3 protein-coding genes, 6 tRNA genes and 8 rRNA genes are annotated in these 22,205 nt (G+C 46.2%); 14 read left to right on the top strand and 3 right to left on the bottom strand.

The window, feature by feature from the left end; genetic code table 11:
* Positions 1 to 18: 18 nt before the first annotated feature.
* The 3 genes from ACOBWA_RS14820 to thrS all read right to left on the bottom strand — a co-directional run bounded on the left by ACOBWA_RS14820 (position 19) and on the right by thrS (position 4,130).
* On the bottom strand, positions 19 to 1,263 hold the full coding sequence (locus tag ACOBWA_RS14820; protein ID WP_057762157.1) for a toxic anion resistance protein: 1,245 nt from the start codon (positions 1,261 to 1,263) through the stop codon (positions 19 to 21).
* A gap of 406 nt (positions 1,264 to 1,669) precedes the next feature.
* Entirely contained in the window at positions 1,670 to 2,173 is a 504-nt protein-coding gene (gene infC, locus ACOBWA_RS14815; protein ID WP_057762155.1) for a translation initiation factor IF-3, read from the bottom strand.
* Positions 2,174 to 2,186: 13 nt separating this feature from the next.
* The gene (thrS, locus tag ACOBWA_RS14810; RefSeq protein WP_420229780.1) at positions 2,187 to 4,130 is read right to left on the bottom strand and encodes a threonine--tRNA ligase; all 1,944 of its coding nucleotides are present in this window, start codon (positions 4,128 to 4,130) and stop codon (positions 2,187 to 2,189) included.
* A 1,159-nt stretch (positions 4,131 to 5,289) separates the two neighbouring features.
* On the opposite strand from thrS, the gene ACOBWA_RS14805 reads away from it, so the two are divergent.
* The 14 genes from ACOBWA_RS14805 (at position 5,290) to ACOBWA_RS14740 (ending at position 22,191) form a co-directional block, all read left to right on the top strand.
* A 16S ribosomal RNA gene (locus tag ACOBWA_RS14805) occupies positions 5,290 to 6,825 on the top strand.
* A 75-nt stretch (positions 6,826 to 6,900) separates the two neighbouring features.
* A tRNA-Ile gene (locus tag ACOBWA_RS14800) sits at positions 6,901 to 6,977 on the top strand.
* A gap of 9 nt (positions 6,978 to 6,986) precedes the next feature.
* A tRNA-Ala gene (locus ACOBWA_RS14795) sits at positions 6,987 to 7,062 on the top strand.
* A 346-nt stretch (positions 7,063 to 7,408) separates the two neighbouring features.
* Positions 7,409 to 10,262 (top strand): 23S ribosomal RNA (locus ACOBWA_RS14790).
* Positions 10,263 to 10,445: 183 nt separating this feature from the next.
* Positions 10,446 to 10,559, top strand: a 5S ribosomal RNA gene (gene rrf / locus ACOBWA_RS14785).
* Positions 10,560 to 11,253: 694 nt separating this feature from the next.
* Positions 11,254 to 12,792 (top strand): 16S ribosomal RNA (locus ACOBWA_RS14780).
* Positions 12,793 to 12,867: 75 nt separating this feature from the next.
* Positions 12,868 to 12,944: transfer RNA gene (locus ACOBWA_RS14775), tRNA-Ile, on the top strand.
* Positions 12,945 to 12,953: 9 nt separating this feature from the next.
* Positions 12,954 to 13,029, top strand: a tRNA-Ala gene (locus tag ACOBWA_RS14770).
* 346 nt (positions 13,030 to 13,375) lie between these two features.
* Positions 13,376 to 16,229, top strand: a 23S ribosomal RNA gene (locus ACOBWA_RS14765).
* Between the two features lie 183 nt (positions 16,230 to 16,412).
* Positions 16,413 to 16,526: ribosomal RNA gene (gene rrf / locus ACOBWA_RS14760) — 5S ribosomal RNA — on the top strand.
* A gap of 692 nt (positions 16,527 to 17,218) precedes the next feature.
* Positions 17,219 to 18,756: ribosomal RNA gene (locus ACOBWA_RS14755) — 16S ribosomal RNA — on the top strand.
* A 75-nt stretch (positions 18,757 to 18,831) separates the two neighbouring features.
* Positions 18,832 to 18,908, top strand: a tRNA-Ile gene (locus ACOBWA_RS14750).
* Between the two features lie 9 nt (positions 18,909 to 18,917).
* Positions 18,918 to 18,993, top strand: a tRNA-Ala gene (locus tag ACOBWA_RS14745).
* 344 nt (positions 18,994 to 19,337) lie between these two features.
* A 23S ribosomal RNA gene (locus ACOBWA_RS14740) occupies positions 19,338 to 22,191 on the top strand.
* The 16S, 23S and 5S rRNA genes sit together here with 6 tRNA genes alongside, the layout of an rRNA operon.
* The last annotated feature ends 14 nt before the right edge of the window (positions 22,192 to 22,205 follow it).

Below are 22,205 nucleotides of genomic sequence, written 5' to 3'. Positions count from 1 at the left end.
GACCGCTATAGGGATAAATCAAATATCAATATCGACATTGCTCGATTGGTTAGTGATCTTTTTACTATCCAACTCTTTTGAGACTTCTAATACCGTAGTCTGATTCGATTTATCCAAGTATTTTTGTGCTTTATCTACTTCAGTGGTCAGTGTATTGACCGTTTGCTTCATATTCTCTAGCGCTTCAATTTTGTAATTACTAATCATATCCATAGTGTCATAGACATTATTGAAGGCATTTTGCAGTTTATCAAGCTCAATACTACTGCTGGTCGCTTGCTCATGAATCTCACCTGACTGACGCTTGAGCATCGCTGAAGTTGATTCAATCAAACTACTGGTGGTTTTATTCAAAGCAGTGATTTGATCTAATACCAATTTTTGATTGGTCATTGCTTGGGCAACAACAACAGCCGTGCGTAAAGCTGACACTGTGGTCGTTGTTGCGCGATCGACACCCTTAATCAGCTCTAAGTTATTACGGCGAATGGTGTCAAGCGCCAAATAGCCTTGTACATTCACTGCTAACTGAGTTAAAAAGTCAGTGTTTTTTTGACGGACATAAAACAACATCTCTTCTTTAATGATGCGCGCTTTTTCTGGATCTGTTGCTTCTATCGCATAGACCTTCTGCTCAAGTTGCTCATCAATCTTTTTGCCAACGTAGACATACTGGCGAATAGACTGCATCAGCTCCCACATATTGACTTTTTCTTGCTCAATCATCGCATTGTCTTTGAGCAATTCGTCTTTACCATTATAGAGACTGGTTACAACGGCATTAATATGTGATTGTGCAGATTCATACTGACGGAAATAATCTTGTACTTTATTACCGAATGGGATGAGACCGAACAGCTTGCGTGAGCTGGTCAGCTCTTTTTTGCTCGGATCTAAGTCTTCGACAATCCCGCGTAGTTCCGTCAATGATTTGGCGATAGGGGAATTATCAAATAAGCTGTCATTCAAACTTTTTGCGGGCAAATCTAACATTCGGTTAGATACTTGTGCAGATTCGCGAATCTCTTTGGTACCTAGGTTATGAATAGACTGCACGTTCTGTCGAAATTCATCGCTATGCACAGAGTTGGTAAGCACATGATCAACAAAAGCATCAACCTTGGCATCGAGCTCAGGAATTTGGCTTTCATCCAATTTGACCATCTGATCTGCTTCACTTTTTTGTATTTCTTTGACAGGTTCAGGTGCTGTTAGAGAGATACTGGGAGTTGTAGCGTTTTCTGGTGGTGTCAATTCTTGCATGAAATATCCTCTGATATCGGAGAAGGGAAGTGTTTTTTGTCAACGACTCTGACAGTCGTGGTATACATTGTTTTTATTTATACACTTAGCTTTTATGCATTTATAAAATGTTTTTAGCTCGTACTAATTTTTATCAAATGATCATTAGTTACTGCTAAATACTAACTAGTAAATATAACTAGACCTTTAGATTACCGTGTAATCAGAAAGTTGAGAAGGTGGGTTTTGTAAAATAGCGTCAATCAATGATGCTAGGCTATTTATGTTCAATATAGCTGCGTTCATTACTGCCGTTTTTGAGTCCAAATAATAAAAAACCATCAATATCCCGCAGCATATTGATGGTTAGAGTTATAAATAGCTATATAGACTAACAGCCACCACTCAAAGCAATCCAATAAACAGATTACTTTTTCTTAGTGGGTCCAAGCAGCATACCCATCTGACGACCTTCCATCTTAGGGTACTGTTCGACGTTTGAGATATCAGCAGTATCTTCAATGATACGATCAAGTTGTTTGCGACCGATATCTTGGTGCGCCATTTCACGTCCGCGGAAACGGATGCTAATTTTAACTTTATCTTGATCTTCCAAGAAGCTCACGATTTTTCTCAGTTTAACCTGATAATCGGCCTCTTCGGTACTAGGACGTAGCTTCATCTCTTTAAGCTGAGTCTGCTTTTGGTTTTTCTTAGCTTCTTTAGCCTTTTGCTTTTGATCATAGAGGAAGTGCTTATAATCCATGATCTTACATACTGGTGGCTTAGCTTCAGGAACTAATTCAACCAAATCTAGATTTTCATCACGTGCCGCTTTCATCGCGGTTGCGATATCAACCACGCCCATTTGCTCGCCATCTTCTTTAACGAGACGGACTTCTTTGACATTGATATCTTCGTTGATGTTCAAACGGTTGGACTGTTTAATAGGTATTACTCCTCATCTGTTTTTGGGGTCTGTCGGCCTTTTTACTGACAGCGGTCTGTACTAATGTAATAAATTCAGAAACACTCATCACGCCAAGGTTCTCACCTTCGCGAGTTCGGACGTTGACACTGCCCGATTCGACTTCTTTATCCCCTAATACTAGCATATAGGGAATACGTTCTAATGTTTTCTCTCGTATCTTAAATCCAATCTTTTCGTTACGCAAGTCGCTAATAGCGCGCAAACCTGCATTTTTGAGCTCGCTAACTACGTTTTTGCATGCATCAGCCTGTTTATCAGTGATGTTCATGACCACAACTTGCTGCGGTGCTAGCCATACTGGCATCCAACCGGCATAGTTTTCGATCAAAATACCAATGAAACGCTCAAACGAACCTAAGATTGCACGGTGCAACATAATAGGTACTTCACGATCGTTTTGCTCATTAACGAACTCAGCATCGAGACGTTCAGGCATGTTTGGATCAACCTGGATGGTACCGCACTGCCAAATACGTCCTAACGAGTCTTTTAGACTGAACTCAATCTTTGGACCATAGAATGCACCTTCACCAGGCAAGTAATCCCAATCTAGCCCAGAGCTATCTAGCGCATCCGATAAAGCTTTTTCTGCAAAATCCCAAGACTCATCACTACCGACACGTTTTTCAGGACGGGTAGAGAGCTTCATGATGATATTATCAAAACCAAAATCTTCATAGACAGCGAGCGTTAGCTTAATAAAGTCAGCAACTTCTTGTTGAATCTGTGCTTGCGTACAGAAAATATGCGCATCATCTTGCGTAAAACCACGTACACGCATCAGACCATGTAATGATCCTGATGGCTCATTGCGATGGCAAGAACCAAATTCAGCCATACGTAATGGTAGATCACGGTAAGATTTTAAGCCTTGGTTAAACACTTGCACGTGACAAGGGCAGTTCATCGGTTTTACCGCATAATCACGGTTTTCACTAGCAGTCGTGAACATGTTGGTTGCATAGTTGCCCCAATGTCCTGAACGCTCCCACAAACTACGATCAACGATTTGAGGTGTTTTAATCTCTTCGTAGCCATTATCGTACTGTACTTTACGCATATATTGCTCAAGTACTTGATAAATCGTCCAGCCATTGGCGTGCCAGAACACCATACCTGGCGCTTGCTCTTGCATATGAAATAGGTTCAGCGCTTTACCGATTTTACGATGGTCACGTTTTTCTGCTTCTTCAATACGCTGGATATAAGCTTTTAACTGTTTCTTATCAGCCCACGCAGTACCATAGATGCGCTGTAACTGCTCATTTTTGGCGTCACCGCGCCAATAGGCACCTGACATTTTGGTCAGTTTAAATACTTTCAAAAAGCGCGTGTTTGGTACATGCGGGCCACGGCACATATCGACGTATTCTTGGTGATGATACAAGCCAAACGCTTCTTCACCTGGCATATCATTAATAAGTTTTAGCTTATAGTCTTCGTTACGTGATTCAAATATCTCAATCGCTTCGGCACGTGGCGTCATTTTTTTGATAACGTCATAATCTTGCTTGATCAGCTCCATCATGCGTTTTTCAATCGCTTCCATATGCTCAGGCGTGAATGGCGTTTCACTAAAGATATCGTAATAAAAACCATCATCAATAACAGGACCGATGACCATCTTCACATCAGGGTAGAGCTGCTTAACCGCATGACCTAATAGGTGAGCACATGAGTGACGGATAATATCGACACCGTCGTCGTCTTTTGGCGTTACGATTTCAACGTTGGCATCAGCGACGATAGGATCATGAGCGTCTACGAGATGACCATTTACACGTCCAGCAACCGTCGCTTTAGCGAGTCCTGTCCCAATACTTTGCGCCACTTCCATGACTGTTGTATGACCTTCAAAGTCTTTTACACTACCATCGGGTAAAGTAATCGCTACCATAATCTATTCGCCTATTATTGGGTCCGTTGGCAGTGATGATTGCAACCATCAATCATATAACCGTGAGACCACATCAATTATATCTAATCATCGTGATATGTTGTGAAAGGGACGCATTACCTAAAGACTTATTATGACTATATATGCTAGAGCTGATGCAAGGCTTAAAGCCAGTTAATCAATAGCATTGCAGCAAAACGCATTTCGCTATAGAAGTAACATAACAGCCAAAATATATAAGTAATGCAGCAAAATACCTATTATAGCAAAAACCGTCTCTCAACACTAGATATCAAGGGATTGGGCGACGACTAATATAAGAGCCATATATTATGATAATAATATAAGAGCCATATATTATGATAAAGGTAGTATCAAATACTGAACTATATAAGACTGAATCTAGAAAACATCATATAAACTCGAATTACCTAGATTCTATATAGTGCTAATTATATGAATATCAACAACTAGAAGAATGAGAGACAGTTTGCTCAGGGGAAATACTCAAGAATGACAGAACGAATAGATCCAGTCATAAGGATTAGATAAAGCTTACCTTTACTAAAAATTGGTGAATTAAACCGTATTACACATTAGTATTAAAGAAAATAAACAACCTCGAATTTATAACCCATTGAAAAAAATACAGATTTATTCATCTCCTAAAATAACTTCAAAAACATTAATAAAACGGGTTGACACAAAAGTTAAACCGTCTATAATACGCACCTCATCAAGACGAGCTGGAAGTAGCTAGTGTGTAGATTACACATTGATAACCCAGTTAACTTGTTGAAACAAATTAAAAAAAGAAGTTGACAGACTATTAAATCATGATATGATGGTCAGCTCGCTAAATAGGATAAACCACATTGGCTAACTTATTTAGTTTGAAATACTAGCACTGGACGACAGTGTCAGACATTATTTAAAAGCATAACTAAAGAACAACTTGTGTGGATTTTTGCTGATTCAGAATGCTAAAAAATAAAGTTGACTATCTTTTCTTTTCGGGAAGATTATTAACTATAAAAATTATCATTTAAGACAGCAGAAAAACTCAAAGTTAATTCATTACGAACATAATTTTTAGCGATTTTGCCAGATTAGATGAGCCAAGTTTAGAAGCTTCTTTAAAGAGCTTCATAGCAAGATTAAACTGAAGAGTTTGATCATGGCTCAGATTGAACGCTGGCGGCAGGCTTAACACATGCAAGTCGAGCGGAAACGATGGTAGCTTGCTACCAGGCGTCGAGCGGCGGACGGGTGAGTAATACTTAGGAATCTACCTAGTAGTGGGGGATAGCACGGGGAAACTCGTATTAATACCGCATACGACCTACGGGAGAAAGGGGGCAGTTTACTGCTCTCGCTATTAGATGAGCCTAAGTCGGATTAGCTAGATGGTGGGGTAAAGGCCTACCATGGCGACGATCTGTAGCTGGTCTGAGAGGATGATCAGCCACACCGGGACTGAGACACGGCCCGGACTCCTACGGGAGGCAGCAGTGGGGAATATTGGACAATGGGGAAACCCTGATCCAGCCATGCCGCGTGTGTGAAGAAGGCCTTTGGTTGTAAAGCACTTTAAGCAGTGAAGAAGACTCTTCGGTTAATACCCGGAGACGATGACATTAGCTGCAGAATAAGCACCGGCTAACTCTGTGCCAGCAGCCGCGGTAATACAGAGGGTGCAAGCGTTAATCGGAATTACTGGGCGTAAAGCGAGCGTAGGTGGCTTGATAAGTCAGATGTGAAATCCCCGGGCTTAACCTGGGAACTGCATCTGAAACTGTTAGGCTAGAGTAGGTGAGAGGGAAGTAGAATTTCAGGTGTAGCGGTGAAATGCGTAGAGATCTGAAGGAATACCGATGGCGAAGGCAGCTTCCTGGCATCATACTGACACTGAGGCTCGAAAGCGTGGGTAGCAAACAGGATTAGATACCCTGGTAGTCCACGCCGTAAACGATGTCTACTAGTCGTTGGGTCCCTTGAGGACTTAGTGACGCAGCTAACGCAATAAGTAGACCGCCTGGGAGTACGGCCGCAAGGTTAAAACTCAAATGAATTGACGGGGGCCCGCACAAGCGGTGGAGCATGTGGTTTAATTCGATGCAACGCGAAGAACCTTACCTGGTCTTGACATATCTAGAATCCTGCAGAGATGCGGGAGTGCCTTCGGGAATTAGAATACAGGTGCTGCATGGCTGTCGTCAGCTCGTGTCGTGAGATGTTGGGTTAAGTCCCGCAACGAGCGCAACCCTTGTCCTTAGTTACCAGCGGGTTAAGCCGGGAACTCTAAGGATACTGCCAGTGACAAACTGGAGGAAGGCGGGGACGACGTCAAGTCATCATGGCCCTTACGACCAGGGCTACACACGTGCTACAATGGTAGGTACAGAGGGCAGCTACACAGCGATGTGATGCGAATCTCAAAAAGCCTATCGTAGTCCAGATTGGAGTCTGCAACTCGACTCCATGAAGTAGGAATCGCTAGTAATCGCGGATCAGAATGCCGCGGTGAATACGTTCCCGGGCCTTGTACACACCGCCCGTCACACCATGGGAGTTGATTGCACCAGAAGTGGATAGCTTAACCTTCGGGGAGGCGTTCACCACGGTGTGGTTGATGACTGGGGTGAAGTCGTAACAAGGTAGCCGTAGGGGAACCTGCGGCTGGATCACCTCCTTATAGACGCATTCGGTCAGCAAGAATTCACAACAAGTTGTTCTTTAGTTTAAGCTTACGTTTTTAACAAACGTATTAGGGTCTGTAGCTCAGCTGGTTAGAGCACCGTGTTGATAACGCGGGGGTCGGTGGTTCAAGTCCACCTAGACCCACCATTTTACAATGGGGCCATAGCTCAGTTGGTAGAGCGCCTGCCTTGCACGCAGGAGGTCAACGGTTCGACTCCGTTTGGCTCCACCACTACTAAGACGGTTAAGTAAGCTTTAGATGCTAATAAATAAATAGGTATTAAATAGAAACAAGTGATTTTAACTGATTACTTCTTTCTGTTTTATACAGAATCTGTGACTCGACGAGAGCATAGAGACTATTTAAAAACATAGATATGAGTCTGGGTTAGGAAGAGCGTGTTCACGCGCACTTCTTAACCTTAATAACTCACCTCTTAACGACATCAGTTGTTATCCCAGGGGTGAGTTATTAAAAAAGTAAAGAGAACTGAATCAAGCGTATAAACATAGGTGATATCGTTATCATAATTAGATTGTATGACACTTAGAAGTCGAAAGACTACTTGGGGTTGTATGGTCAAGTAATGAAGCGCACATGGTGGATGCCTTGGCAGTCAGAGGCGATGAAAGACGTGACAGCCTGCGATAAGCTTCGGGGAGGCGGCAATATCCTGTGATCCGGAGATTTCTGAATGGGGAAACCCACTTACCATAAGGTAGGTATCCTAATTTATTAGGAAGCGAACGAGGGGAAGTGAAACATCTCAGTACCCTTAGGAATAGACATCAATTGAGATTCCCCTAGTAGCGGCGAGCGAACGGGGAGAAGCCGATTAATTCTAATGTAGAAGAACAGCGTGGGAAAGCTGACCGTAGTAGGTGATAGTCCTGTATTCGAAACATTAGAGTTAACATATTAAGTAGAGCGGGGCACGAGAAATCCTGTTTGAAGATGGGGGACCATCCTCCAAGGCTAAATACTCCTGACTGACCGATAGTGAACCAGTACCGTGAGGGAAAGGCGAAAAGAACCCCTGTGAGGGGAGTGAAATAGAACCTGAAACCGTGTGCGTACAAGCAGTGGGAGCCCACTTGTTGGGTGACCGCGTACCTTTTGTATAATGGGTCAGCGACTTATATTCTGTAGCAAGGTTAACCGTTTAGGGGAGCCGTAGGGAAACCGAGTCTTAATAGGGCGTTTAGTTGCAGGGTATAGACCCGAAACCGAGTGATCTATCCATGAGCAGGTTGAAAGTGCCGTAACAGGCACCGGAGGACCGAACCCACTGTCGTTGAAAAGCCAGGGGATGACTTGTGGATAGGGGTGAAAGGCTAATCAAACTCGGTGATAGCTGGTTCTCCCCGAAAGCTATTTAGGTAGCGCCTCGGACGAACACCATTGGGGGTAGAGCACTGTTTCGGCTAGGGGGTCATACCGACTTACCAAACCGATGCAAACTCCGAATACCGATGAGTGATATCCGGGAGACACACGGTGGGTGCTAACGTCCATCGTGGAGAGGGAAACAACCCAGACCGCCAGCTAAGGCCCCAAATTCCTAGTTAAGTGGGAAACGAGGTGGGAAGGCATAGACAGCTAGGAGGTTGGCTTAGAAGCAGCCATCCTTTAAAGAAAGCGTAATAGCTCACTAGTCGAGTCGGCCCGCGCGGAAGATGTAACGGGGCTCAAACTAGGAGCCGAAGCTGCGGATTTGAATTTGTTTTCAAGTGGTAGGGGAGCGTTGTGTAAGCCTGTGAAGGTGTGTTGTAAAGCATGCTGGAGGTATCACAAGAGCGAATGCTGACGTGAGTAACGATAATGCGAGTGAAAAGCTCGCACGCCGGAAGATCAAGGGTTCCAGTCCAACGTTAATCGGGGCTGGGTGAGTCGACCCCTAAGGCGAGGCCGAAAGGCGTAGTCGATGGGAAATCGGTTAATATTCCGATACTTGTTTATAATGCGATGGAGGGACGGAGAAGGTTATGTCAGCCTGGCGTTGGTTGTCCAGGTGAAAGGATGTAGGTTTATAGCTTAGGTAAATCCGGGCTATTCTATACCGAGATCTGATAGCAAGCTGTACTTGTACAGCGAAGTGGCAAATACCATGCTTCCAGGAAAAGCTTCTAAGCAATAGTTATAAACGAATCGTACCCTAAACCGACACAGGTGATCAGGTAGAGAATACCAAGGCGCTTGAGAGAACTCTGCTGAAGGAACTAGGCAAAATGGTACCGTAACTTCGGGAGAAGGTACGCTGCTGGTGGTGATAGGACTTGCTCCTTGAGCTGCTGGCAGTCGCAGATACCAGGCTGCTGCAACTGTTTATTAAAAACACAGCACTCTGCAAACACGAAAGTGGACGTATAGGGTGTGATGTCTGCCCGGTGCTGGAAGGTTAATTGATGGGGTTAGCGTAAGCGAAGCTCTTGATCGAAGCCCCAGTAAACGGCGGCCGTAACTATAACGGTCCTAAGGTAGCGAAATTCCTTGTCGGGTAAGTTCCGACCTGCACGAATGACATAATGATGGCAGCGCTGTCTCCAGCAGAGACTCAGTGAAATCGAAATCGCAGTGAAGATGCTGTGTACCCGCGGCTAGACGGAAAGACCCCGTGAACCTTTACTACAGCTTTACATTGAACTTTGACCTGACTTGTGCAGGATAGGTGGGAGGCTTTGAAGCCGAGACGCTAGTCTCGGTGGAGCCAATCTTGAAATACCACCCTGGTCATGTTGGGGTTCTAACTCAGGTATAACAATACCGAGGACAATGTATGGTGGGTAGTTTGACTGGGGCGGTCTCCTCCTAAAGAGTAACGGAGGAGTACGAAGGTGCGCTCAGACCGGTCGGAAATCGGTCGTAGAGTATAAAGGCAAAAGCGCGCTTAACTGCGAGACCCACAAGTCGAGCAGGTACGAAAGTAGGTCTTAGTGATCCGGTGGTTCTGTATGGAAGGGCCATCGCTCAACGGATAAAAGGTACTCTGGGGATAACAGGCTGATACCGCCCAAGAGTTCATATCGACGGCGGTGTTTGGCACCTCGATGTCGGCTCATCTCATCCTAGGGCTGAAGCAGGTCCTAAGGGTATGGCTGTTCGCCATTTAAAGAGGTACGCGAGCTGGGTTTAGAACGTCGTGAGACAGTTCGGTCCCTATCTACCGTGGGCGTTGGAAATTTGAGAGGATCTGCTCCTAGTACGAGAGGACCAGAGTGGACGAACCTCTGGTGTTCGGGTTGTCACGCCAGTGGCATTGCCCGGTAGCTACGTTCGGATGGGATAACCGCTGAAAGCATCTAAGCGGGAAGCCCACCTCAAGATTAGATTTCCTAAAGAGCCGTTCAAGACTAGGACGTTGATAGGCAGGGTGTGGAAGCGCAGCGATGTGTGTAGCTAACCTGTACTAATTGCTCGTTTGGCTTGACCATACAACACCCAAGTGGTTTGTATGCAAGTCTAATTAATCTATCTTGTATAGCTCAGGCTATAGAATAAGAAAGAATATTTCGATATCACCTTTAACCTTGATTCAGTTAGGTTACAAGTTGATCGACAACAAGCTTAAACTTGAAGTCAACAATAACAACAACAGACTCATATCTAACCCCTTTGCTGACGACAATAGCGCGATGGCCCCACCTGATCCCTTCCCGAACTCAGAAGTGAAACATCGTAGCGCCAATGGTAGTGTGGTTCGCCCATGTGAGAGTAGGTCATCGTCAGCTCTCTATTCTGAAATATCCCCCGACATTAGCTTGTCGGGGGATTTTCTTTGGCTAAAAATCAGTAATGATTCTTCGATTACTAGCCGCCAATCTCATACAGTAAAATAATTATAAAAAAAGCTCAATTAACCTTGACCCAGCCTCAAACAAGCGTATAATGCCACCCAGTCGAAAGGGAAGTGGTTTACTAATTTGGACGATGTAGATTGTTTGAATTAAATAGAAAATACTTCTTGACTAAATAAATATAGCGTCTATAATACGCACCTCATCAAGACGAGCTGGAAGTAGCTAGTGTGTAGATTACACATTGATAACCCAGTTAACTTGTTGAAACAAATTAAAAAAAGAAGTTGACAGACTATTAAATCATGATATGATGGTCAGCTCGCTAAATAGGATAAACCACATTGGCTAACTTATTTAGTTTGAAATACTAGCACTGGACGACAGTGTTAGACATTATTTAAAAGCATAACTAAAGAACAACTTGTGTGGATTTTTGCTGATTCAGAATGCTAAAAAATAAAGTTGACTATCTTTTCTTTTCGGGAAGATTATTAACTATAAAAATTATCATTTAAGACAGCAGAAAAACTCAAAGTTAATTCATTACGAACATAATTTTTAGCGATTTTGCCAGATTAGATGAGCCAAGTTTAGAAGCTTCTTTAAAGAGCTTCATAGCAAGATTAAACTGAAGAGTTTGATCATGGCTCAGATTGAACGCTGGCGGCAGGCTTAACACATGCAAGTCGAGCGGAAACGATGGTAGCTTGCTACCAGGCGTCGAGCGGCGGACGGGTGAGTAATACTTAGGAATCTACCTAGTAGTGGGGGATAGCACGGGGAAACTCGTATTAATACCGCATACGACCTACGGGAGAAAGGGGGCAGTTTACTGCTCTCGCTATTAGATGAGCCTAAGTCGGATTAGCTAGATGGTGGGGTAAAGGCCTACCATGGCGACGATCTGTAGCTGGTCTGAGAGGATGATCAGCCACACCGGGACTGAGACACGGCCCGGACTCCTACGGGAGGCAGCAGTGGGGAATATTGGACAATGGGGGAAACCCTGATCCAGCCATGCCGCGTGTGTGAAGAAGGCCTTTTGGTTGTAAAGCACTTTAAGCAGTGAAGAAGACTCTTCGGTTAATACCCGGAGACGATGACATTAGCTGCAGAATAAGCACCGGCTAACTCTGTGCCAGCAGCCGCGGTAATACAGAGGGTGCAAGCGTTAATCGGAATTACTGGGCGTAAAGCGAGCGTAGGTGGCTTGATAAGTCAGATGTGAAATCCCCGGGCTTAACCTGGGAACTGCATCTGAAACTGTTAGGCTAGAGTAGGTGAGAGGGAAGTAGAATTTCAGGTGTAGCGGTGAAATGCGTAGAGATCTGAAGGAATACCGATGGCGAAGGCAGCTTCCTGGCATCATACTGACACTGAGGCTCGAAAGCGTGGGTAGCAAACAGGATTAGATACCCTGGTAGTCCACGCCGTAAACGATGTCTACTAGTCGTTGGGTCCCTTGAGGACTTAGTGACGCAGCTAACGCAATAAGTAGACCGCCTGGGGAGTACGGCCGCAAGGTTAAAACTCAAATGAATTGACGGGGGCCCGCACAAGCGGTGGAGCATGTGGTTTAATTCGATGCAACGCGAAGAACCTTACCTGGTCTTGACATATCTAGAATCCTGCAGAGATGCGGGAGTGCCTTCGGGAATTAGAATACAGGTGCTGCATGGCTGTCGTCAGCTCGTGTCGTGAGATGTTGGGTTAAGTCCCGCAACGAGCGCAACCCTTGTCCTTAGTTACCAGCGGGTTAAGCCGGGAACTCTAAGGATACTGCCAGTGACAAACTGGAGGAAGGCGGGGACGACGTCAAGTCATCATGGCCCTTACGACCAGGGCTACACACGTGCTACAATGGTAGGTACAGAGGGCAGCTACACAGCGATGTGATGCGAATCTCAAAAAGCCTATCGTAGTCCAGATTGGAGTCTGCAACTCGACTCCATGAAGTAGGAATCGCTAGTAATCGCGGATCAGAATGCCGCGGTGAATACGTTCCCGGGCCTTGTACACACCGCCCGTCACACCATGGGAGTTGATTGCACCAGAAGTGGATAGCTTAACCTTCGGGGAGGCGTTCACCACGGTGTGGTTGATGACTGGGGTGAAGTCGTAACAAGGTAGCCGTAGGGGAACCTGCGGCTGGATCACCTCCTTATAGACGCATTCGGTCAGCAAGAATTCACAACAAGTTGTTCTTTAGTTTAAGCTTACGTTTTTAACAAACGTATTAGGGTCTGTAGCTCAGCTGGTTAGAGCACCGTGTTGATAACGCGGGGGTCGGTGGTTCAAGTCCACCTAGACCCACCATTTTACAATGGGGCCATAGCTCAGTTGGTAGAGCGCCTGCCTTGCACGCAGGAGGTCAACGGTTCGACTCCGTTTGGCTCCACCACTACTAAGACGGTTAAGTAAGCTTTAGATGCTAATAAATAAATAGGTATTAAATAGAAACAAGTGATTTTAACTGATTACTTCTTTCTGTTTTATACAGAATCTGTGACTCGACGAGAGCATAGAGACTATTTAAAAACATAGATATGAGTCTGGGTTAGGAAGAGCGTGTTCACGCGCACTTCTTAACCTTAATAACTCACCTCTTAACGACATCAGTTGTTATCCCAGGGGTGAGTTATTAAAAAAGTAAAGAGAACTGAATCAAGCGTATAAACATAGGTGATATCGTTATCATAATTAGATTGTATGACACTTAGAAGTCGAAAGACTACTTGGGGTTGTATGGTCAAGTAATGAAGCGCACATGGTGGATGCCTTGGCAGTCAGAGGCGATGAAAGACGTGACAGCCTGCGATAAGCTTCGGGGAGGCGGCAATATCCTGTGATCCGGAGATTTCTGAATGGGGAAACCCACTTACCATAAGGTAGGTATCCTAATTTATTAGGAAGCGAACGAGGGGAAGTGAAACATCTCAGTACCCTTAGGAATAGACATCAATTGAGATTCCCCTAGTAGCGGCGAGCGAACGGGGAGAAGCCGATTAATTCTAATGTAGAAGAACAGCGTGGGAAAGCTGACCGTAGTAGGTGATAGTCCTGTATTCGAAACATTAGAGTTAACATATTAAGTAGAGCGGGGCACGAGAAATCCTGTTTGAAGATGGGGGACCATCCTCCAAGGCTAAATACTCCTGACTGACCGATAGTGAACCAGTACCGTGAGGGAAAGGCGAAAAGAACCCCTGTGAGGGGAGTGAAATAGAACCTGAAACCGTGTGCGTACAAGCAGTGGGAGCCCACTTGCTGGGTGACCGCGTACCTTTTGTATAATGGGTCAGCGACTTATATTCTGTAGCAAGGTTAACCGTTTAGGGAGCCGTAGGGAAACCGAGTCTTAATAGGGCGTTTAGTTGCAGGGTATAGACCCGAAACCGAGTGATCTATCCATGAGCAGGTTGAAAGTGCCGTAACAGGCACCGGAGGACCGAACCCACTGTCGTTGAAAAGCCAGGGGATGACTTGTGGATAGGGGTGAAAGGCTAATCAAACTCGGTGATAGCTGGTTCTCCCCGAAAGCTATTTAGGTAGCGCCTCGGACGAACACCATTGGGGGTAGAGCACTGTTTCGGCTAGGGGGTCATACCGACTTACCAAACCGATGCAAACTCCGAATACCGATGAGTGATATCCGGGAGACACACGGTGGGTGCTAACGTCCATCGTGGAGAGGGAAACAACCCAGACCGCCAGCTAAGGCCCCAAATTCCTAGTTAAGTGGGAAACGAGGTGGGAAGGCATAGACAGCTAGGAGGTTGGCTTAGAAGCAGCCATCCTTTAAAGAAAGCGTAATAGCTCACTAGTCGAGTCGGCCCGCGCGGAAGATGTAACGGGGCTCAAACTAGGAGCCGAAGCTGCGGATTTGAATTTGTTTTCAAGTGGTAGGGGAGCGTTGTGTAAGCCTGTGAAGGTGTGTTGTAAAGCATGCTGGAGGTATCACAAGAGCGAATGCTGACGTGAGTAACGATAATGCGAGTGAAAAGCTCGCACGCCGGAAGATCAAGGGTTCCAGTCCAACGTTAATCGGGGCTGGGTGAGTCGACCCCTAAGGCGAGGCCGAAAGGCGTAGTCGATGGGAAATCGGTTAATATTCCGATACTTGTTTATAATGCGATGGAGGGACGGAGAAGGTTATGTCAGCCTGGCGTTGGTTGTCCAGGTGAAAGGATGTAGGTTTATAGCTTAGGTAAATCCGGGCTATTCTATACCGAGATCTGATAGCAAGCTGTACTTGTACAGCGAAGTGGCAAATACCATGCTTCCAGGAAAAGCTTCTAAGCAATAGTTATAAACGAATCGTACCCTAAACCGACACAGGTGATCAGGTAGAGAATACCAAGGCGCTTGAGAGAACTCTGCTGAAGGAACTAGGCAAAATGGTACCGTAACTTCGGGAGAAGGTACGCTGTTGGTGGTGATAGGACTTGCTCCTTGAGCTGCTGGCAGTCGCAGATACCAGGCTGCTGCAACTGTTTATTAAAAACACAGCACTCTGCAAACACGAAAGTGGACGTATAGGGTGTGATGTCTGCCCGGTGCTGGAAGGTTAATTGATGGGGTTAGCGTAAGCGAAGCTCTTGATCGAAGCCCCAGTAAACGGCGGCCGTAACTATAACGGTCCTAAGGTAGCGAAATTCCTTGTCGGGTAAGTTCCGACCTGCACGAATGACATAATGATGGCAGCGCTGTCTCCAGCAGAGACTCAGTGAAATCGAAATCGCAGTGAAGATGCTGTGTACCCGCGGCTAGACGGAAAGACCCCGTGAACCTTTACTACAGCTTTACATTGAACTTTGACCTGACTTGTGCAGGATAGGTGGGAGGCTTTGAAGCCGAGACGCTAGTCTCGGTGGAGCCAATCTTGAAATACCACCCTGGTCATGTTGGGGTTCTAACTCAGGTATAACAATACCGAGGACAATGTATGGTGGGTAGTTTGACTGGGGCGGTCTCCTCCTAAAGAGTAACGGAGGAGTACGAAGGTGCGCTCAGACCGGTCGGAAATCGGTCGTAGAGTATAAAGGCAAAAGCGCGCTTAACTGCGAGACCCACAAGTCGAGCAGGTACGAAAGTAGGTCTTAGTGATCCGGTGGTTCTGTATGGAAGGGCCATCGCTCAACGGATAAAAGGTACTCTGGGGATAACAGGCTGATACCGCCCAAGAGTTCATATCGACGGCGGTGTTTGGCACCTCGATGTCGGCTCATCTCATCCTAGGGCTGAAGCAGGTCCTAAGGGTATGGCTGTTCGCCATTTAAAGAGGTACGCGAGCTGGGTTTAGAACGTCGTGAGACAGTTCGGTCCCTATCTACCGTGGGCGTTGGAAATTTGAGAGGATCTGCTCCTAGTACGAGAGGACCAGAGTGGACGAACCTCTGGTGTTCGGGTTGTCACGCCAGTGGCATTGCCCGGTAGCTACGTTCGGATGGGATAACCGCTGAAAGCATCTAAGCGGGAAGCCCACCTCAAGATTAGATTTCCCTAAAGAGCCGTTCAAGACTAGGACGTTGATAGGCAGGGTGTGGAAGCGCAGCGATGTGTGTAGCTAACCTGTACTAATTGCTCGTTTGGCTTGACCATACAACACCCAAGTGGTTTGTATGCAAGTCTAATTAATCTATCTTGTATAGCTCAGGCTATAGAATAAGAAAGAATATTTCGATATCACCTTTAACCTTGATTCAGTTAGGTTACAAGTTGATCGACAACAAGCTTAAACTTGAAGTCAACAATAACAACAACAGACTCATATCTAACCCCTTTGCTGACGACAATAGCGCGATGGCCCCACCTGATCCCTTCCCGAACTCAGAAGTGAAACATCGTAGCGCCAATGGTAGTGTGGTTCGCCCATGTGAGAGTAGGTCATCGTCAGCTCTCTATTCTGAAATATCCCCGACATTAGCTTGTCGGGGGATTTTCTTTGGCTAAAAATCAGTAATGATTCTTCGATTACTAGCCGCCAATCTCATACAGTAAAATAATTATAAAAAAGCTCAATTAACCTTGACCCAGCCTCAAACAAGCGTATAATGCCACCCAGTCGAAAGGGAAGTGGTTTACTAATTTGGACGATGTAGATTGTTTGAATTAAATAGAAAATACTTCTTGACTAAATAAATATAGCGTCTATAATACGCACCTCATCAAGACGAGCTGGAAGTAGCTAGTGTGTAGATTACACATTGATAACCCAGTTAACTTGTTGAAACAAATTAAAAAAAGAAGTTGACAGACTATTAAATCATGATATGATGGTCAGCTCGCTAAATAGGATAAACCACATTGGCTAACTTATTTAGTTTGAAATACTAGCACTGGACGACAGTGTTAGACATTATTTAAAAGCATAACTAAAGAACAACTTGTGTGGATTTTTGCTGATTCAGAATGCTAAAAAATAAAGTTGACTATCTTTTCTTTTCGGGAAGATTATTAACTATAAAAATTATCATTTAAGACAGCAGAAAAACTCAAAGTTAATTCATTACGAACATAATTTTTAGCGATTTTGCCAGATTAGATGAGCCAAGTTTAGAAGCTTCTTTAAAGAGCTTCATAGCAAGATTAAACTGAAGAGTTTGATCATGGCTCAGATTGAACGCTGGCGGCAGGCTTAACACATGCAAGTCGAGCGGAAACGATGGTAGCTTGCTACCAGGCGTCGAGCGGCGGACGGGTGAGTAATACTTAGGAATCTACCTAGTAGTGGGGGATAGCACGGGGAAACTCGTATTAATACCGCATACGACCTACGGGAGAAAGGGGGCAGTTTACTGCTCTCGCTATTAGATGAGCCTAAGTCGGATTAGCTAGATGGTGGGGTAAAGGCCTACCATGGCGACGATCTGTAGCTGGTCTGAGAGGATGATCAGCCACACCGGGACTGAGACACGGCCCGGACTCCTACGGGAGGCAGCAGTGGGGAATATTGGACAATGGGGAAACCCTGATCCAGCCATGCCGCGTGTGTGAAGAAGGCCTTTTGGTTGTAAAGCACTTTAAGCAGTGAAGAAGACTCTTCGGTTAATACCCGGAGACGATGACATTAGCTGCAGAATAAGCACCGGCTAACTCTGTGCCAGCAGCCGCGGTAATACAGAGGGTGCAAGCGTTAATCGGAATTACTGGGCGTAAAGCGAGCGTAGGTGGCTTGATAAGTCAGATGTGAAATCCCCGGGCTTAACCTGGGAACTGCATCTGAAACTGTTAGGCTAGAGTAGGTGAGAGGGAAGTAGAATTTCAGGTGTAGCGGTGAAATGCGTAGAGATCTGAAGGAATACCGATGGCGAAGGCAGCTTCCTGGCATCATACTGACACTGAGGCTCGAAAGCGTGGGTAGCAAACAGGATTAGATACCCTGGTAGTCCACGCCGTAAACGATGTCTACTAGTCGTTGGGTCCCTTGAGGACTTAGTGACGCAGCTAACGCAATAAGTAGACCGCCTGGGGAGTACGGCCGCAAGGTTAAAACTCAAATGAATTGACGGGGGCCCGCACAAGCGGTGGAGCATGTGGTTTAATTCGATGCAACGCGAAGAACCTTACCTGGTCTTGACATATCTAGAATCCTGCAGAGATGCGGGAGTGCCTTCGGGAATTAGAATACAGGTGCTGCATGGCTGTCGTCAGCTCGTGTCGTGAGATGTTGGGTTAAGTCCCGCAACGAGCGCAACCCTTGTCCTTAGTTACCAGCGGGTTAAGCCGGGAACTCTAAGGATACTGCCAGTGACAAACTGGAGGAAGGCGGGGACGACGTCAAGTCATCATGGCCCTTACGACCAGGGCTACACACGTGCTACAATGGTAGGTACAGAGGGCAGCTACACAGCGATGTGATGCGAATCTCAAAAAGCCTATCGTAGTCCAGATTGGAGTCTGCAACTCGACTCCATGAAGTAGGAATCGCTAGTAATCGCGGATCAGAATGCCGCGGTGAATACGTTCCCGGGCCTTGTACACACCGCCCGTCACACCATGGGAGTTGATTGCACCAGAAGTGGATAGCTTAACCTTCGGGGAGGCGTTCACCACGGTGTGGTTGATGACTGGGGTGAAGTCGTAACAAGGTAGCCGTAGGGGAACCTGCGGCTGGATCACCTCCTTATAGACGCATTCGGTCAGCAAGAATTCACAACAAGTTGTTCTTTAGTTTAAGCTTACGTTTTTAACAAACGTATTAGGGTCTGTAGCTCAGCTGGTTAGAGCACCGTGTTGATAACGCGGGGGTCGGTGGTTCAAGTCCACCTAGACCCACCATTTTACAATGGGGCCATAGCTCAGTTGGTAGAGCGCCTGCCTTGCACGCAGGAGGTCAACGGTTCGACTCCGTTTGGCTCCACCACTACTAAGACGGTTAAGTAAGCTTTAGATGCTAATAAATAAATAGGTATTAAATAGAAACAAGTGATTTTAACTGATTACTTCTTTCTGTTTTATACAGAATCTGTGACTCGACGAGAGCATAGAGACTATTTAAAAACATAGATATGAGTCTGGGTTAGGAAGAGCGTGTTCACGCGCACTTTAACCTTAATAACTCACCTCTTAACGACATCAGTTGTTATCCCAGGGGTGAGTTATTAAAAAAGTAAAGAGAACTGAATCAAGCGTATAAACATAGGTGATATCGTTATCATAATTAGATTGTATGACACTTAGAAGTCGAAAGACTACTTGGGGTTGTATGGTCAAGTAATGAAGCGCACATGGTGGATGCCTTGGCAGTCAGAGGCGATGAAAGACGTGACAGCCTGCGATAAGCTTCGGGGAGGCGGCAATATCCTGTGATCCGGAGATTTCTGAATGGGGAAACCCACTTACCATAAGGTAGGTATCCTAATTTATTAGGAAGCGAACGAGGGAAGTGAAACATCTCAGTACCCTTAGGAATAGACATCAATTGAGATTCCCCTAGTAGCGGCGAGCGAACGGGGAGAAGCCGATTAATTCTAATGTAGAAGAACAGCGTGGGAAAGCTGACCGTAGTAGGTGATAGTCCTGTATTCGAAACATTAGAGTTAACATATTAAGTAGAGCGGGGCACGAGAAATCCTGTTTGAAGATGGGGGACCATCCTCCAAGGCTAAATACTCCTGACTGACCGATAGTGAACCAGTACCGTGAGGGAAAGGCGAAAAGAACCCCTGTGAGGGGAGTGAAATAGAACCTGAAACCGTGTGCGTACAAGCAGTGGGAGCCCACTTGTTGGGTGACCGCGTACCTTTTGTATAATGGGTCAGCGACTTATATTCTGTAGCAAGGTTAACCGTTTAGGGGAGCCGTAGGGAAACCGAGTCTTAATAGGGCGTTTAGTTGCAGGGTATAGACCCGAAACCGAGTGATCTATCCATGAGCAGGTTGAAAGTGCCGTAACAGGCACCGGAGGACCGAACCCACTGTCGTTGAAAAGCCAGGGGATGACTTGTGGATAGGGGTGAAAGGCTAATCAAACTCGGTGATAGCTGGTTCTCCCCGAAAGCTATTTAGGTAGCGCCTCGGACGAACACCATTGGGGGTAGAGCACTGTTTCGGCTAGGGGGTCATACCGACTTACCAAACCGATGCAAACTCCGAATACCGATGAGTGATATCCGGGAGACACACGGTGGGTGCTAACGTCCATCGTGGAGAGGGAAACAACCCAGACCGCCAGCTAAGGCCCCAAATTCCTAGTTAAGTGGGAAACGAGGTGGGAAGGCATAGACAGCTAGGAGGTTGGCTTAGAAGCAGCCATCCTTTAAAGAAAGCGTAATAGCTCACTAGTCGAGTCGGCCCGCGCGGAAGATGTAACGGGGCTCAAACTAGGAGCCGAAGCTGCGGATTTGAATTTGTTTTCAAGTGGTAGGGGAGCGTTGTGTAAGCCTGTGAAGGTGTGTTGTAAAGCATGCTGGAGGTATCACAAGAGCGAATGCTGACGTGAGTAACGATAATGCGAGTGAAAAGCTCGCACGCCGGAAGATCAAGGGTTCCAGTCCAACGTTAATCGGGGCTGGGTGAGTCGACCCCTAAGGCGAGGCCGAAAGGCGTAGTCGATGGGAAATCGGTTAATATTCCGATACTTGTTTATAATGCGATGGAGGGACGGAGAAGGTTATGTCAGCCTGGCGTTGGTTGTCCAGGTGAAAGGATGTAGGTTTATAGCTTAGGTAAATCCGGGCTATTCTATACCGAGATCTGATAGCAAGCTGTACTTGTACAGCGAAGTGGCAAATACCATGCTTCCAGGAAAAGCTTCTAAGCAATAGTTATAAACGAATCGTACCCTAAACCGACACAGGTGATCAGGTAGAGAATACCAAGGCGCTTGAGAGAACTCTGCTGAAGGAACTAGGCAAAATGGTACCGTAACTTCGGGAGAAGGTACGCTGTTGGTGGTGATAGGACTTGCTCCTTGAGCTGCTGGCAGTCGCAGATACCAGGCTGCTGCAACTGTTTATTAAAAACACAGCACTCTGCAAACACGAAAGTGGACGTATAGGGTGTGATGTCTGCCCGGTGCTGGAAGGTTAATTGATGGGGTTAGCGTAAGCGAAGCTCTTGATCGAAGCCCCAGTAAACGGCGGCCGTAACTATAACGGTCCTAAGGTAGCGAAATTCCTTGTCGGGTAAGTTCCGACCTGCACGAATGACATAATGATGGCAGCGCTGTCTCCAGCAGAGACTCAGTGAAATCGAAATCGCAGTGAAGATGCTGTGTACCCGCGGCTAGACGGAAAGACCCCGTGAACCTTTACTACAGCTTTACATTGAACTTTGACCTGACTTGTGCAGGATAGGTGGGAGGCTTTGAAGCCGAGACGCTAGTCTCGGTGGAGCCAATCTTGAAATACCACCCTGGTCATGTTGGGGTTCTAACTCAGGTATAACAATACCGAGGACAATGTATGGTGGGTAGTTTGACTGGGGCGGTCTCCTCCTAAAGAGTAACGGAGGAGTACGAAGGTGCGCTCAGACCGGTCGGAAATCGGTCGTAGAGTATAAAGGCAAAAGCGCGCTTAACTGCGAGACCCACAAGTCGAGCAGGTACGAAAGTAGGTCTTAGTGATCCGGTGGTTCTGTATGGAAGGGCCATCGCTCAACGGATAAAAGGTACTCTGGGGATAACAGGCTGATACCGCCCAAGAGTTCATATCGACGGCGGTGTTTGGCACCTCGATGTCGGCTCATCTCATCCTAGGGCTGAAGCAGGTCCTAAGGGTATGGCTGTTCGCCATTTAAAGAGGTACGCGAGCTGGGTTTAGAACGTCGTGAGACAGTTCGGTCCCTATCTACCGTGGGCGTTGGAAATTTGAGAGGATCTGCTCCTAGTACGAGAGGACCAGAGTGGACGAACCTCTGGTGTTCGGGTTGTCACGCCAGTGGCATTGCCCGGTAGCTACGTTCGGATGGGATAACCGCTGAAAGCATCTAAGCGGGAAGCCCACCTCAAGATTAGATTTCCCTAAAGAGCCGTTCAAGACTAGGACGTTGATAGGCAGGGTGTGGAAGCGCAGCGATGTGTGTAGCTAACCTGTACTAATTGCTCGTTTGGCTTGACCATACAACACCCAAGTG

It is taken from the genome of Psychrobacter sp. ER1, from assembly GCF_048631835.1.
GTDB lineage: Bacteria > Pseudomonadota > Gammaproteobacteria > Pseudomonadales > Moraxellaceae > Psychrobacter.
Note: the sequence above shows the minus strand (reverse complement) of the source record. Positions and strands in the feature narration are given on the sequence as shown.

Bases quoted from the DNA above. Each gene is read 5' to 3' on its own strand.
- ACOBWA_RS14820 (WP_057762157.1), bottom strand. From the start codon at position 1,263: ATGCAAGAATTGACACCACCAGAAAACGCTACAACTCCCAGTATCTCT.
- thrS (WP_420229780.1), bottom strand. From the start codon at position 4,130: ATGGTAGCGATTACTTTACCCGATGGTAGTGTAAAAGACTTTGAAGGT.